Annotated in this window: 14 protein-coding genes; 12 read left to right on the top strand and 2 right to left on the bottom strand. The window is 39.8% G+C overall.

The features are described from left to right. The first annotated feature begins 31 nt into the window (after positions 1-31). The 3 genes from ACE1CA_RS22475 to ACE1CA_RS22465 all read left to right on the top strand — a co-directional run bounded on the left by ACE1CA_RS22475 (position 32) and on the right by ACE1CA_RS22465 (position 3,918). Complete coding sequence (locus ACE1CA_RS22475; protein WP_413281676.1) at positions 32-1,159, top strand: glycosyltransferase; 1,128 nt, start codon at positions 32-34, stop codon at positions 1,157-1,159. An 84-nt stretch (positions 1,160-1,243) separates the two neighbouring features. Beyond that, positions 1,244-2,167: a hypothetical protein gene (locus ACE1CA_RS22470; protein WP_413281675.1), complete on the top strand. Its 924-nt coding sequence runs from the start codon at positions 1,244-1,246 to the stop codon at positions 2,165-2,167. A gap of 236 nt (positions 2,168-2,403) precedes the next feature. Continuing rightward, positions 2,404-3,918, top strand: a complete 1,515-nt coding sequence (locus tag ACE1CA_RS22465) for a glycosyltransferase family 87 protein (RefSeq protein WP_413281674.1) — start codon at positions 2,404-2,406, stop codon at positions 3,916-3,918. Between the two features lie 46 nt (positions 3,919-3,964). Here ACE1CA_RS22465 and ACE1CA_RS22460 read toward each other — a convergent pair whose 3' ends face one another. Beyond that, positions 3,965-4,279: a hypothetical protein gene (locus tag ACE1CA_RS22460; protein ID WP_486517487.1), complete on the bottom strand. Its 315-nt coding sequence runs from the start codon at positions 4,277-4,279 to the stop codon at positions 3,965-3,967. A gap of 678 nt (positions 4,280-4,957) precedes the next feature. On the opposite strand from ACE1CA_RS22460, the gene ACE1CA_RS22455 reads away from it, so the two are divergent. The 7 genes from ACE1CA_RS22455 to ACE1CA_RS22425 all read left to right on the top strand — a co-directional run bounded on the left by ACE1CA_RS22455 (position 4,958) and on the right by ACE1CA_RS22425 (position 13,576). Next, on the top strand, positions 4,958-5,779 hold the full coding sequence (locus tag ACE1CA_RS22455; protein WP_413281672.1) for a WecB/TagA/CpsF family glycosyltransferase: 822 nt from the start codon (positions 4,958-4,960) through the stop codon (positions 5,777-5,779). Between the two features lie 200 nt (positions 5,780-5,979). Continuing rightward, a complete protein-coding gene (locus tag ACE1CA_RS22450; RefSeq protein WP_413281671.1) occupies positions 5,980-7,137 on the top strand; it encodes an acyltransferase family protein in 1,158 nt (385 codons plus the stop codon). 251 nt (positions 7,138-7,388) lie between these two features. Beyond that, complete coding sequence (locus tag ACE1CA_RS22445) at positions 7,389-7,991, top strand: acyltransferase (RefSeq protein WP_413281670.1); 603 nt, start codon at positions 7,389-7,391, stop codon at positions 7,989-7,991. Positions 7,992-8,069: 78 nt separating this feature from the next. Beyond that, a complete protein-coding gene (locus ACE1CA_RS22440; protein WP_413281669.1) occupies positions 8,070-11,309 on the top strand; it encodes a hypothetical protein in 3,240 nt (1,079 codons plus the stop codon). 310 nt (positions 11,310-11,619) lie between these two features. Further along, entirely contained in the window at positions 11,620-12,552 is a 933-nt protein-coding gene (locus tag ACE1CA_RS22435; RefSeq protein ID WP_413281668.1) for a decaprenyl-phosphate phosphoribosyltransferase, read from the top strand. Positions 12,553-12,588: 36 nt separating this feature from the next. Then, positions 12,589-13,113 (top strand): YqeG family HAD IIIA-type phosphatase, encoded by a 525-nt coding sequence (locus ACE1CA_RS22430; protein ID WP_413281667.1) that lies wholly within the window; start codon positions 12,589-12,591, stop codon positions 13,111-13,113. A 124-nt stretch (positions 13,114-13,237) separates the two neighbouring features. Then, positions 13,238-13,576 carry a DMT family transporter gene (locus tag ACE1CA_RS22425; RefSeq protein ID WP_413281666.1) on the top strand — a complete coding sequence of 113 codons (339 nt, stop codon included), beginning with the start codon at positions 13,238-13,240 and terminating at the stop codon, positions 13,574-13,576. 71 nt (positions 13,577-13,647) lie between these two features. On the opposite strand, the gene ACE1CA_RS22420 is transcribed toward ACE1CA_RS22425, so the two are convergent. Then, the gene (locus ACE1CA_RS22420) at positions 13,648-14,031 is read right to left on the bottom strand and encodes a DoxX family protein (RefSeq protein ID WP_413281665.1); all 384 of its coding nucleotides are present in this window, start codon (positions 14,029-14,031) and stop codon (positions 13,648-13,650) included. Positions 14,032-14,242: 211 nt separating this feature from the next. On the opposite strand from ACE1CA_RS22420, the gene ACE1CA_RS22415 reads away from it, so the two are divergent. Together ACE1CA_RS22415 and ACE1CA_RS22410 are read left to right on the top strand one after the other, a co-directional pair. Next, positions 14,243-14,674: a hypothetical protein gene (locus ACE1CA_RS22415; RefSeq protein ID WP_413281664.1), complete on the top strand. Its 432-nt coding sequence runs from the start codon at positions 14,243-14,245 to the stop codon at positions 14,672-14,674. A gap of 115 nt (positions 14,675-14,789) precedes the next feature. Then, entirely contained in the window at positions 14,790-15,074 is a 285-nt protein-coding gene (locus tag ACE1CA_RS22410) for a peptidase (protein WP_413281663.1), read from the top strand. Positions 15,075-15,189 lie beyond the last annotated feature (115 nt).

The raw sequence follows: 15,189 nt of genomic DNA, 5'->3' as shown, positions 1-15,189 counted from the left end.
ACTGACATCAACTAAATGGAGACTTAAAGAAATGTCTAACAAAACTTCTCGGATTGCCCTCTACCTTGGTTTTTTTGGAGGCGGAGGAATTGAGCGGATTACAGCTAATCTGGCTCATGGTTTTGTTAAGTCAGGTATAAAAATTGATTTGTTGCATTATGACAGAGAAAGCCCTCATTTATGGCGTTTACCTTCTGAAACAAGAATCATACCTCTAAAGGCTTCCACTGTTTATCAAACTCTTCCTGGAATTGTTTCCTACTTAAGGCGGGAACCTCCCTGTGCGTTACTTTCAGCATCTCATTACATGAATGAAATATCTGTCCTAGCCAAAATTATCTCTGGTTCCCAGACAAGATTAATAGTAGCAGAACATAACCAACTTTCTAAAACAACTCGCAATGCAACTAAGCTCAAAGATCGCTTGAGTCCTCTTGCTTCACGTCTTCTCTACCCCTGGGCTGATGGTATTGTGGCTGTTTCAGATGGTGTTGCCAAAGACCTGGCTCAGACTGCTCATTTGCCTCTAGATAAAATTCAAACCATTTATAACCCAGTCATTACAAAAGAGATGTTAGCAAATGCAGCAGAGCCTGTAGATCATCCTTGGCTTACTGAAAAAAAATGTCCAGTTATCTTAGGCGTAGGCAAATTAGAAGCACAAAAAGACTTTCCCAATTTAATCCGTGCTTTTGCAAAAATCAGAGCAATGCAGGAAGCGCGGCTGATTATTTTAGGTTGGGGTCCAGACCGTCCCCAATTAGAAGCTCTAATTAAAGAATTGAATTTAGAAAATGACGTAGATTTACCGGGTTACACGCAGAATCCGTATGCGTATATGGCTAATGCTTCAGTATTCGTCTTGTCATCGGCGTGGGAAGGTTTGCCAACAGTTTTAATAGAAGCTATGGCATTGGGATCACCAGTTGTTTCGACTGATTGTGAGAGCGGTCCTTCAGAAATCTTGGCAGGCGGTAAGTATGGTCACTTAGTTCCTGTTGGTGATAGTAATGCTCTGGCAGATGCCATTTTACAAGTTTTTGCTGGTAATTCAAAGTCAGTTGATTCAAGTTGGCTCGATCAATTTACCCTAGAAACAGCAACTCAAAAATACCTGAGCATTTTAGGTGTTGACCCTAAAATTAAAATATGTAACTAGAGAAAAGTACAACTAAAAGTCGCAATAAATTATTTTCAACCGAAATGGTTTGAGGCTACTTCCATTTAACTTAGGAGATGACTAATGAAGTTAGCGATATTGTTCTGGTTTTATAAAGAAACAGAAATTTGCCAAAACCGTCTAGAACTAATTCGCAAGTACAATCCAACAATTCCTATTTATGGATTGTATGGAGGAAATGTATCAACCGCAGAAAAGTACAAAGTAGTATTGGGCGAATATCTAGATGATTTTTATGTTTTCACTGGAAACCAAGACTCACAATGGAAGTGGCTACAGGGAGATTTACTATTAACTGACTGGTATGTGAAGCGGGGTCAGCATTTAACTTGGGATACGATCGTAATTGTCCAATGGGATATGTTGGTATTTGGAGAAATTGAGAAACTGTTCTCCATGCTCAAAAAAGATGAAATTCTGCTCTCAGGACTTAGACCTATTAAAGAGGTAGAAAAAGATTGGCTGTGGGTAACTCCAAGAATTCCAGAGCATAGACAAAAATATCTAACATTTTTAGAATATGTCCAACAGACATATAATTATAGCTTCGACCCATTAGGTTGTATATTTATTGTCATAGCTTTACCAAGAGTTTTTCTTGACAAATATTCAAGTGTAGAGCAACCAGAGTTAGGATTTATTGAATATCGAATTCCGATGTACGCGCAAATCTTTGGAATTCCTTTTTGTGAAAACCATCCTTTTAATGCTTGGTGGTTAGATTGCGATCCAGTTTACAATCACAATAAGCAGCCTGTAAAAAGATTTATTAATATGCTGCGATCGAAATTCAATTCTCCTTCTCTGTCTGCATCAAGAACTAATGTTTCGTTAATATCTATATTTAGGCAATTAAATTCTAAGAGGGGCGCGAGAATTTTCCATCCCTATCAGGATTTATTTCCTTTAAAAAATGGCGGGTGGTGGGAAGCTTTTCTACGAGAGTTAAGGAAAGATTTGCAGTGGTTAACTAAAAAATTTGCTTGATAAGGCTGTTTAGTTTATAAACATAAAACTTTTTGAGGTAGGGTTCTTGGCATTACGAAACAGAGCTAAAAATTGCCACTAAATCTTTGATTTTGTGATTATTTTTTAGTTTTGCTTTCACTGCCCAAGTAAATTTATTAAGTTTACTTGCTTTGGCTTTTTATTTCTTCAAGAACACCGCAATAAGAGAAGATGCAGTGTTATACTTGAAAAATGTTAGCTGTAGAGTTTTTCAGATGAAGTTAAATATTGTTAAAAATATTTTTGATGCCAAAAATAAAATTTGGTTTCCATTATTGCTTTATGCGATCGCCATTCTCCTTGCGATAGTTCTACCAATTATACTCTGGCCTTTAAACCTATCATTTATATCAAGAACTTATGATGGCAGTGTTCCGGGTATGGTAGATACGGAGCCTTTTGAGCTATTTGGGCTATTTATTTCAATTTTATTAATTACTTTTACATCGTTACAATTAAAAATCAGTAACACATTAAACTTAAAAAGTTTTATTTTAGTCATTTTGCCACTCCTTGTCAGCCTAAATATTCTTTGGCTAATAATCGAAACATCATATCTCAAAGCTAGCGATTACCTTTGTTACGAGAATGCTGCCCGATCGATTGTCAATGGACTAAATCCTTATCTAGCCGAGCCAAGATGTTATCTGTATCCACCTTTGCCAGCACAAGTGCTTGCCTTTCTATATGAAGTAGTTAGCTCAAGTCATTTGCTACCACGAGGAGATACCTTAAAAACTTGGAATACGGTTTTCTACTTATATCAATGTGGTCAGTTTTTCGTGGTTATCCTGGCATATTATTTAACCTACCAGCTGGCTCGAAGAATGGGATTGAAAAACATTTTAGCCTCATTGATTGTATCAGGATTATTCCTGTTTAACGAGTCGCTCTTTAGAGCAATAAAATTCGCTCAGATTAATGTATGGATATTAAATACTTTCCTACTGGCACTCCTGTTCCTGCGGTCTCATCCCTTTATTAGTGGTTTAGCAGTCGCCTTGGGGGCACATATCAAGCTATATACCCTGGCTCTACTACTCCCTTGGGGTTTTATCAAGAAGTGGCGTGCTATTTTGGGAGTAATTGTCGGATTTTTGGTGATTCTACTAATTCAGACTGATTGGGGGCAAGACTGGACGTTATGGCAGGAATTTCTCATCTATTTCCAAAACCCCGAAAAACCCAATAACTATCGAAATAGTAGTATACGGAGCTTTGTTTACAATTTATTTAAGATACCTGTAACACTTATAGATAAGTCTTATTTTAATTTTGTTCCTACGATCACAGCGGTCATAAATCTTTTGATTCTTGTTTGGTTCGTTGTTAGGCTGATCGAACGTCAGAGAGACTATAGGCAGCTTAAGAAAGATAGTCTTTCTGGAAACGGACAACTACCGAATGATTTATTTATACTTTACGGTCATTCAATCGATGCGATCGCTCTTGGTTTGTTGATTTCACCCTCTGTCTGGGAGCATCACTACGTAATAGCGATTCCTATTTCTTTATGGGCAATTGTCACTGGTCAGTGGGACAGACGCAGGTTAGTTGCAGTTGGTACATTTTTAATTTTTTGCTTACCAACTTTTGATGTTTTTCCTTTAGGCCATTGTAGGATGCTGGGACTGTTGATTCTGGTTTATGCAACATCTCCCAAGTTTGTGCAGCAATACTTTCTGTTTCAGAACAGTAGAAAGGTTAGTATTAATGGGTTATTTGACTAAAGTTGCAGACTTGGTTCCTTGAGTCGGAACTGCATCACACCATAGATTACTCGGCGCTACACCTGAACAATAGTGCTGTCCATAGATTTGCTGGATCGGAGTAGTAGTCGATCGCTTCCACACGGTAGCGAATGCGCTCTTCAGTAAGTAGAATAAAATCTCTAGGATTGATCCCTTTGCCATAGCCAGTCATTTGTACTCTCCTGGTATCAAGTTCTTCAAACTCATAATTAACACTCTTGATTTGTTTAGTGAAGTTATGAGTTTTACACTTAGAAGCAGAAGGCGAGACTTGAGCAAAAAGTCTATCGAAAAAATCCAACTCTGCTACTTGGCGTTCTGAGTTACTTAACATAATCATTCTTAGAATTCCTTTAATGTATATGGTATTGGACATTGCAGAAACTAAGCTAGTAAACTTAGTAAGGCTTAACACTTTGGCATAAAGTACAACATTTCAATGCCCATACTAGAAATATACAATTAACTAAGCCAAATTTTATCCGTATATACAACTAATTTAGCCAAACTCGATCGGTCAATCATCTCTCTATTGATAGAAGTGCAAGTCGAACCATCAAAAGCTGTAATTGTTGTGTCTATAAAACTTTAGTAATAAATTATACAAACAAAAGTGAGGCAACTTAAGTGGGATTCCGTACAGGCGGATTGAGAAAAAACTTCCTTCTAGAGGGAACTTCTGCTGTCTATACTGAGTCAGTTGTACTGGAAAATACTGCTAATCTTGTTAGTACCTGCGTCAAAACTATAATTATTAAGCAATTTGAGGGAACTTGTGGGTTTCTCCGCTGTAAGTGTACTGAGATTAGTTGTTGGTGTAAATACAAGCACGCTTCAAAAGAATTTTATAAAAAAGCAAAATTTATGAATTTTGGATAAAGATATGGGTAGAGATCTAGTATTTTTACAGAGATATACAATAACATTCGTTTTAACAGCTCCTAAAGAGCTTTACAAAATGACGTAAGTAAAACTGCTACGGTTTCAATTCTCAATACGGAAAATACGAAATAAGTATATGACACAAGTAATGACACGAGTAAAAACACAAGTAAATCCTCCATCCCGACACATTATTGGCTCTCCAGTTACCGCTCTACCCTTCGATTCCCAAATGGCTGTGATCATGGAATGGGCTAAGCAGGGTTTAAGCAAAGCAGTTTGTATTGCTAACGTGCATATGCTAGTAGAAGCTTATAAAAACTCCAATTTTGCCACTGTACTGCAAAAAGCGGATATGGTAACTCCAGACGGAATGCCTTTAGTTTGGATGCTCAGATTGTTAGGAGTTCGCAAGCAAAACCGTGTAGCGGGTTTAGATGTATTGCAGGCGCTGTGCGATCGCTCCACAGAAGCGGGAGTTAAGGTATTTTTCCTGGGTTCCCAGTCAGTGATTCTTGAGAAAATGCGCGAACGCTTAAATCAAGAATTTCCTGACCTCCAGATTGCGGGAATGGAACCCTTGCCATTTCGTCCCATGACTCCAGAGGAAGACGAAGCTCTCGTAGAAATGCTTAACCAAAGTGGAGCAGGAATCGTATTTGTGTGCTTGGGTTGTCCGAAGCAGGAAAATTGGATGGCTAACCATAAAGACCGTGTAAATGCGGTAATGATTGGATTAGGTGGTGCTTTCCCAGTTTATGCTGGACTCCACAAACGGGCTCCTGGTTTTGTGCGATCGGCTGGCTTTGAATGGCTCTATCGTTTATTACAAGAACCCCGTCGGCTGTGGGGACGCTACAGCAGCACCATCCCTGTCTTTCTCTGGTTAGCTTGCAAGCAGTTGTTGACAGTGCAACGCCAGCAACTCCTCGAAGAATATAACGATGCCACAGTTTAGAATTAGAAGCTGTTTTTGTAGAGAAGAGTTGGTTAAAGTTATCTATGTAGTTAAATAAATAACTTGTGCGATCGTCACAGTTATGGGAGAGCCCAAAATAGAGTGAAGCTTAGTAAAAAGCTGACTTCTCTATTAACGGGTTCTCTCTTGTTTTTAGCTCATTTTTCATACAGTTCATCAAGGTACAAAAGGTACTTAACATGACTCTTCCTCCCGTTAATCTGGAACGTTTGCAAAATGCAAATGAGTCTGCTTCCGATCGAAACCGAAAACAAAACATAGAAGGATTCGATTTTTTGCGGGCTATCTTTTCGGTTGTAATAGTTGCACTGAAAACCAGGATTTTTGTACTAGGAGAAATATTTGTTTCTGCTACTTTTGCTTATGCTTTGATGGCTAAAGTGGCTTATCTCGCCGTTCCAGTTTTCCTCCAAATGTCCTTGTTTTTATTCTACCTCAAAAGTGAAAAATTAAGCTTCGTATACTTCCTGAAAAAGCGGCTTCCTCGACTAATCTTGCTTTATGTTTTTTGGGTGGGAACCTACGTTTTGTTTGAGATTGTTGTTAAAGGTAATTCTGCCATAGTTAAGGGCGTAACTTCTTCAACCAGAAGCATGATTGAATTTATCATCAGTGGAGGTCAATCACCTTTCTTCTTTTTATTCAGTCTAATTTTCTTGACTACTCTAGCGGCGATCGTAGTTACCGCATTTAAAAAGATTGAAAACGAATCAGTAAAGCATTGGATTAGCTACGCTTTGCTTTTTGTCTGTGCACTAGCAGTTTTCTCTTTTTCCCTGATTCCATTTACAGTTACTCAACTTGGTGGTAATTCCGAAACCGGAATTACTCATTCCATTTCTAGCATTGTTTTCTGGGATTATAATCCATTTTGTTTTTTACCCTATCTTTTTACTTCGCTGATAGTAATTCAAGATTTTAACAGTGGAAAACTGGAACAATTTTCTTCATCTTTTAAGGTCAAGCTCTGTACGATACTAGCTTTGTTCATTGGGTTCACCATTATAGAATTCCACACTCTGGAAAAACTGCTTCATTATTCCAGAATTTCTTTATTATTAGGTTCCTGGCTCCTGCTGTATCTTGCCTTGCTATCTCCTCTTAAAGCTTCTCCGATCGTTAAGTTTATTGCATCCTGTTCTTTAGGGATCTACGCATTTCACGTTCTTCTCACTGGTCTTACCTTGCCAATTATCGGTAATAATGAGTTTTTCAAAAATATCTTTGAGACAGTTCCAGGCTCAGATATAGTGCTTGAGTTTGTAGTAGTTTTAACTGGTTCTATTGCTCTAAGCTTCATCCTGAAAAAAATCAAATGGTTGAAAACTTTTGTCTAAAAAGCTAACTTGAGTTGTACTTTATGGGACGACGGAACAATGTTTCAAAGCTTTCCTCAAGAAAGCTTTGAAATTTCTAAATATTTTCCTAACAATAATTTTATACTCGCTCTCTGGCAAATGATGTAAAGTTATATACTAGAGACTAAAATTAAATTTTTGGTTGCTGTTGTTCCTTCGATCGCTCTCACGCTAATTTTTAGAAAAATTAAGGTTTTGAGAGACTTTGTTTAAATAGTTTATCTATTGTCATGAAACTAAAATCAGTAGTCAAAACACTCTTTTGGCAATATCAAAAGAATCGATTGGGCGAGCTAGGAAAAAACTCCGATGTTAATTTACTCGCAGACTTAAGAGGTAACAAAAAGAAGATTTACATTGGCGAAAGTACTACGATATGCAAGTATTCGTCGCTGGAAGTAGATCCGACGGACAATAGCGAGTCTAAAATAGTAATTGGCGATCGCACGCTAATCAGTTCTTTTGTGATTCTCCGAACCTACGGAGGCTCAATAATAATTGGAAATGGTTGTTTTGTCAATTCTTTTTCGGCTCTTTATGGTCACGGAAATTTGATAATTGGTAACAATACTTTAATAGGGCCACAGGTAACAGTTATTCCGGTAAACTATGGTTTTAAAGACCGAAATCTCCCTTTTAGAGAGCAAACGCCAACGAAGAAGGGAATTACGATCGGAGATGATGTGTGGATTGGTGCAGGAGTGACAATTGTCGATGGTTGTGTTATCGGCAATGGGTGTGTGATTGGCGCAGGAGCAGTTGTAACTAAAAGTATTGAACCCTACTCCATTGTTGCCGGAGTTCCGGCAAAGACGATCGCTATACGAGAGTAAAAAAAACCAATTTCTGAATTACTAGAATTTGGTTCTCTCGATCGGGAATTATAAGTAGTATCATTAGGCAGTCGATCGATGGATGCAAGCATAAAATTTAACTTTCAGTCAATCAGATATACCATACTCAAGTGGCTGAAACAGCACCAAATAGATAGTTTAATTGCTGTGATTCTTGCCATTGGGTTTGCTATTTCCAGCTACTTGAGCGCTCAACGAATTCCCGATGCAATTATCACGGATTTCTATGCTCAGGATGTCTGGTTTGGTAGCGACATTCCTACGGTTTTTGGGAATATTACCAGTCTTCAAAGTGACTTCGGACGCAACAATAAACATCCCTTATTTCCGCTACTAATATTTCCTCTGGTCTTTGGATTGGGAAAAATATTTCACCTAGAACCTGTTGCTGCTGCCAGACTAGTAACTGCATTGTTTGCTGGTGCTTGGATTGCCGCACTTTATGCTTTATTCCGGTTAATGCGCTGTCCGCGATTAGATGCCAGCATCTTCAGCTTGTTAGGCGGAGTTAGTTCGGCTGCGGTTTTTTGGTTTGTGGTGCCAGAATCCTTTCCTTCTGGCTCACTTTCGCTCTTGTTGCCATTACTTCTGCTGCCTTTAGCCGAAATTCAGAAAGTATCTCCAGTTTGGTATGGAATACTGAGCGGGTTTTCCGTAAGTATTACAATTACCAACTGGATGTCAGGACTTCTGGCAACATTTGTGAGCTTTCGCCCGAAAAAAGCGATTCAAATCACGCTGGTAACTTTTGTCATTGTAAATGTGCTTTGGATTCTGCAACGGATAGTCTTTACTAATACTGGCTATTCCTTTGCACCAAAGACGTTTATTGGCGAAAAGAAATTCATAACGACACCAGAATCTGACAGTGTTTTATCGGCTATTAGCTCATTTTTCTATCAAACGATCGTCATGCCTGCGATCGAATTCAAAGACTCGCCAATCAGACCAGATTGGGTGAAACTAGCTACTAACACCTTAACTCCGGGATCGGGCGGAATTTGGGGAACAGTAGCAGCAATCTGTTGGACGGGACTGCTGTTAATTGGGATTTGGGGTTTCTTCACCACCAAACAACAACCCAAATTAAGGATTGTTCTAGGACTGATTATTGTCGGACAATTGCTGATCCATAGCGTTTACGGAGCCAGAGAAACTTTTATTTATTCGCTACACTTCGCCCCATTATTGCTAATTTTGGCGGCGTTTAGTTCCCTAACTCGACTGCGGTTGGTGGCTTTGGTGCTGGCAGGTGTGCTGGTAGTTAGTGCGGGAATCAATAATCGATCGCAATACAACCAAGCCACCGCAACATTACAATACTACGGCACTCCCCAACAACAAGTAGAAGCACAAATGCGTCTCCGTCCCGGAGATCCTTGGCTTCGCAATGTGGGACATATCGTACTGGGAACTCCCGGTAGTCGCGCTCAAGACAAAGCTTACTATGAACCAGGGGGCAGCTTTAGCCCCGTAGCTGGCAGTTTCGGAGTTTCGATTTGGGTACTGGATAAAAATGGCAACCTGAAAGCCACCAGCGACAATATCCCCCTCGATAAAATTAAACAACAATTTGCTAATCTCCCCGACAAACAGATTCCGGGAATTTTTACCACAACTGAATACTATCAAACCTACTGGTCTGCCCCAAAACCGGGAACTTGGGATTTAAACTTGAAAATTCCAGCTAATTCACAAACTCAACCTGTATTGGTGATTCGCAGTGTGGGGCCAGCAGGCGGCTCCATCAAATCATTAAACTGGGATGGTCAGCGGTTGCTGATTAACAATCGTTGGTCTGTGAAACTCGATCGCGCTCCAGCTAAAGTACATTTGGGTAGCGAAACCTCACCGAATTGGATTTCTCAAGCCTCAGTTGTCAAGCAATGGGAAGATAAATGGGGTTGGGGCTATGCGCGAATCGAACTAGCTCCAGGCGACAATAGCATCGAACTGGCAAACTTTACTCCTGCGCCGATTACCCTAAACGCAACCAAAGTCTTGTCAGATCTGGTTTTGGATTTACCCGATCGCAGATTTGTAGAAACCGTTAACGCCCAAATTGCTCATCTGATGATGGGACTTGTGGGCGATCGTACCACTCCTAGCGACCCCATAAATTACCCACTGCCACGTTTCCAAGAAGGCGCTTATCAATTAGTGGCTCTGGCGCGTGCTGGAAAATTAGATGTAGCAAAGCAACTATCTGGTTATTTTGCAGAAACCGACTTTGTAGATGGGATTCAATGGAAAGCCAATGTTCCGGCTTTGGGAATCTGGGCATTGGCAGAGGTTGCCGAGCAAGTGAATCAGCCAGAGTACGATCGCTACCTGTGGCCCCACATTCAGCGTAAAGCCCAGTTGATTATGAATATGCTCACCACAAACCGACCGGGCTACCCAGTGGTGGAAAAATCAAAGGCTCCTTTTGCCGAACAACCAGACTTTCTGGAAACCGATTCGATTGCAGGCAAAATGGACAATCAACCGGATCTGATTACTATCGATCCCTCAGCAAGCATGATCAGCTATCGTGCTTTGTTGGATGCGGCGACTATTGCGGATCGAGTTGGGCAAAGTGCGATCGGGAAAACCTGGCGTTCCGAAGCTGGGAAATTACAAGCAGCTTGGGACGAATCATTTAAATTCGTCTTCGCTACTACTCCTGAAACCTACACTACCAGTTTGTGGCCCAGTGGAATTGGGGCTTCTAATCGGGAAGTGTTGACTCAAGAACTGGAACGACGCTGGAATGAATCCCACGATGCTAACGGATCTTTGCGTCAACCTGTAACTCCATTTCTCAATTTGGCAGAAACTCACCAATGGTTAGTTTTGGGTAAGAGCGATCGAGTCTGGAATAACCTGCAATGGTTTTGGCAAAATCAAACTTCTCCAGGTTTATATACTTGGTGGGGTGATAAGAATGCGATCGGTGAGCTACCCAAAAGTTTCTCCCAATGGCATCGTTATCGCGGTTGGATTAACCCTCCCAACGCTACACCCCATTACGGAAGTGCTGCCCAAATGCTGCTTTTGCAATTGGATATGTTGACTTATGTCGATCTTTCCCAGAGTCAACCAACCTTAGTTATCGGTGCCGGAATTCCTAAAACATGGCTTAAGCAACCAATCAACGTTAAGGGATTACAAATTGGCGGAAGTTTGGTTAATTGGACTTGGGATGGTAAACAAATTAACGTCGAGATGAAAGGGAAGAAAATGAACGTTCAGCTGGGATCGGCTTTCCCTGCCAATACACCAGTGAATCTAAACCCAACGCAAAAAACATCATAACTTTAAGTAATTAAATAGGCACTCCTGATATAGTAAATGTAACAGCAAATTAAAAATTAGTTTTTAATTTGCTAAAAAGCTGAACTGCTTAGTACAAGCTGCATTTATTACCAAAAATATCAGGAGACCTATTTTTAGGTATGTACGCAGCTTAATTTAAGTTTTCTAGGAAAAATTCCGATGTCTGATAAACTTAAACATAAAGAGTGACTTTTGTCCAAAAGATTACTTGGGGTGAAAATCCAAAAATTATCCAAAGTATCAAACTCTTAAGTAGGCTTCTTGTTGTTTACAAAAATAAAATGAGCGTATGAAATCTCCTTATATAGCAGCGCTTAGACCCCGCCAGTGGACAAAAAATCTCGTTGTATTCGCTGCTCCGCTATTTGCTTTTAGCGTCAATTTAGAAACGATTCTGGGTAGCTTATTAGCATTTGTGCTATTTTGTGCGGCATCCAGTAGTTTTTACTTACTGAATGACATTGTAGATGTCAAATCTGACCGGGAGCATCCAGTTAAGTGTAAACGTCCGATCGCATCAGGAGCAGTAAGTATTCCGGTAGCGATCGCAATGGCAGTGGTTTTGTTAGGGGGAGCGATAATTATTGGTTGGACGCGATCGCGCTGGTTAGGAGCAACTATTATTAGCTATGCTCTACTGCAAGTCGCCTACAATTTAAAGCTGAAGCGGACTGTGATTTTGGATGTGGTAGCGATCGCAATGGGATTTGTCTTCCGCGCTTACGCAGGTGGCGCAGCTACGGGAATTCCTCTGTCTCCCTGGTTTCTGCTTTGTACCGCTATGTTAGCGCTGTTTTTGGGTGTAGAAAAACGCAAAGCAGAGTTAAGGTTGATCAAAATTCGTGGTGGTAAAACTAGAGCAGTTCTGAGACGCTACTCTTTTGGACTACTCGATCGTATGGAGAACGTCGTCACTAACGGAGCTATTCTAACTTATGCAATTTGGAGTTCAGGGCCACAAGTTAACGGTGCTTCAACTCCTTGGATGATGGTAACATTGCCCTTTGTAATGTATGGCATTTTTCGCTATCAACTCCTGAGCGATCCTGAAGAAATTGCCCGCAGAACTGAAGGAGTAGAAGAAGGCGAAGTTGGTGGTCAAAGCGAAAGACCCGAAGAAGTTTTATTAAAAGATCGACCAATTCTATTAACTGTTCTCGGTTGGGTACTCATAAGTTTTGCCATTCTCTGGTTTAAAAGTCATGGCATCATCATCAGATAAGTTGTTGTTCTATTCACCAAGAAGTTGAGGATCGAGGTGGGAAAGTACTATTTTCCAAAAACCGAATATCGGTTGGCGACAATCAAACTTGAATTATTAGAAGCCTCTGGAATCAGAGGTGTAATCTTAGATTTGGATAATACGATTGTTTCTGAGGACGATCGCTATCTATCTCCTGGTGCAGAAGCTTGGATTCAACAAGCAAAACTAGCAGGATTCAAGTTTTATATCCTCTCCAATGGCAAGCGTCGCTACCGAGTAAGATACTGGACTTATCGATTGGATATACCAGCTATTAATCCAGCTAAGAAACCATTTCCCTTTGCCTTTTGGAAAGCGCTCAAAGTCATGAAACTAAAACCAAAACAAGTAGTTGTGATTGGTGATAGTCGTCATACAGATGTTTTAGGAGCATGGCTCGTCGGTTGTCCTAGTATCCAAGTAGCTACACTTCCCCATCCTTTTCGCTGGTGGGAAAAGCTATTCGGAAAAAGAGTACAAACACCTTATCCTTTGGAGCACGAACTGGAAGATTTTGATGCTAATTCTTATCAGACTTGAAATGGCAAAAAATCTTTACCTACAAATGTCGGATGAATGCCCCCGTTGTAGGGGTAATTCATGAATTACCCCTACAACGGGGGGTACATACGGTTTCTAAAACTAATCAGCAAGGACATTAATTATGCCAAGTAATTTTGTATTTTTTATTTTAATCCTGCTCTCAGTTGCTCTAAACAGTGGGGCGCAAACGCTATTAAAACTGGGTGCGGGACAAAATCCTCTGAATATATATTTATTTGGTGGTCTAGCTGCTTACGGAGTCAGCACGATATTTTATATTTTGGTTTTAGGCAAGTTCAATTTATCTGTAGCTTATCCAGTGGTTATTGGATTAACTGTTTTGGCAACAACAATGTCAGGGGCAATTATTTTAAGGGAACCAGTTTCTTCTGTGGGATGGATAGGTGTGGGATTAATGATTAGTGGGATTATTGCGATCGCCTTTGGCAAAATTAGCTGAGATTGTCTTTCCCATAGTTAGTCTAGAAGAACTACTATGATTAATTGATTTATTGCAAAACCCGCTTAAAACTAGATTTTTTCATCCAAACTAATTTGCCCAGAACCATAATAATACACCATTAATAATCCGCCTAAAATTGCCAAGTTTTTCATAAATTGAATTACTTGCATTCTGTCAGCAAAATTAGTGTGGAAAATCAAAGTTGCGGGGATTAAAAAGATGATTAAGAGAATGCTTCCCCAACGGGCTTTATAACCAAGTAACACTGAAAAACCGCCTAAAAGTTCAAATACGATCGCACCCACCAACAACAAACCTGTTAACTGTAACGGAATACCATTCTGCGCCATATATTTTTGTGTTCCCGCAAAACCTGTGATTTTATCGAAAGCAGATTTCAGAAAAATTGCGGCAAGAAAAGCCCTTGCTATCAGAGGAATATATTTTTGCATGGCTGTGTAGATTCAGTTTGCAGAGCGAAAGAATTAAAGTTATCATCTTCATGGATTAGAACTGTTTCTTACATCTATCTTAGGGTGGAAATTAGGCGATATGCCTACGGCAGGCTACGCCAACGCAAATTTTAAGTAATCAGTAGTTACTAGAAAAAGGAAGTATTTAAGCGGAGTTTATTTTCTTCCCGCACATTTGAAAACGGGAATAGTGGTAATTCACCAATTACCGCCAACCCCGGAAACACTTTGGTTACGAATTTTAGGCAAGGGGAGAGTGCAGGAACAAGCAATCGATCAATTAGCAGAACTTCCAGAAAATGACCCCTTGCGAATTGTGGTTTTGGAGTTATTAAGTAACCTCAAGGCTATATTAGAAGTAAACCAAAATTTAGCACCAGAGGAGGAAAATTTAATTATGCGTTTGTCACCAATTTACGAACAACGTTTAGCTGAAGCTACTCAGCGAGGTATTGACCAAGGACAGCGAATTTTTGTGGAAAATTTATTGAGGGCTAAGTTTGGGGAATTGGATGAGGAACTAACTGCAATTATTGAGCCTTTGTTGGCATTACCGCCAGCAGATTCACCTGCTTTGTTGTTGAATTTATCCCGTGCAGAATTGTTGGCTAGGTTTAATTAGGTTGTGCAGGGTGCTTCAGATATTACACTTGCTAGTTTTTACTAATTTATTAAGTCTGATGCACTCTACTTGCTTACTTTAAAATCAGATTTTCTGTTAATTTTTGAGGGAGTTTATGAATCGAATTTTTCGGAAGTATCATCGGCAAATTGCGATCGCCACTTCCCTGCCATTAATTCTAACCGTAATTACTGGGGTAGTCTATACCATTCTGTTTGAATGGTTCCAAGAAGAAGAAATATCCCGGTTTTTGATGGGAATTCACACTATGAAAATCATCCATTTAGACAAGATTTACCCAGTTTTAAACGGTTTGGGATTAATTGGCTTACTAGTAACTGGTTTGAGTATGACTGGTTTATTTAATAAACGCCGTTCTTCCGACAATCCAAACAACTAATGTTAAATCTTATTTCCCGAAAGCTATTGGAAAAAGTAGTATAGTTTAAAGAGAAGTATTTAGTTGTCGATCGCTTCTGAATCGCACTAAACACTTCTCTATTGCTAGTTTTTCT

Source organism: Floridaenema evergladense BLCC-F167 (assembly GCF_041929205.2).
GTDB classification, from domain to species: Bacteria; Cyanobacteriota; Cyanobacteriia; order Cyanobacteriales; family Aerosakkonemataceae; genus Floridanema; species Floridanema evergladense.
This window is presented reverse-complemented; position numbering and strand designations above follow the sequence as displayed.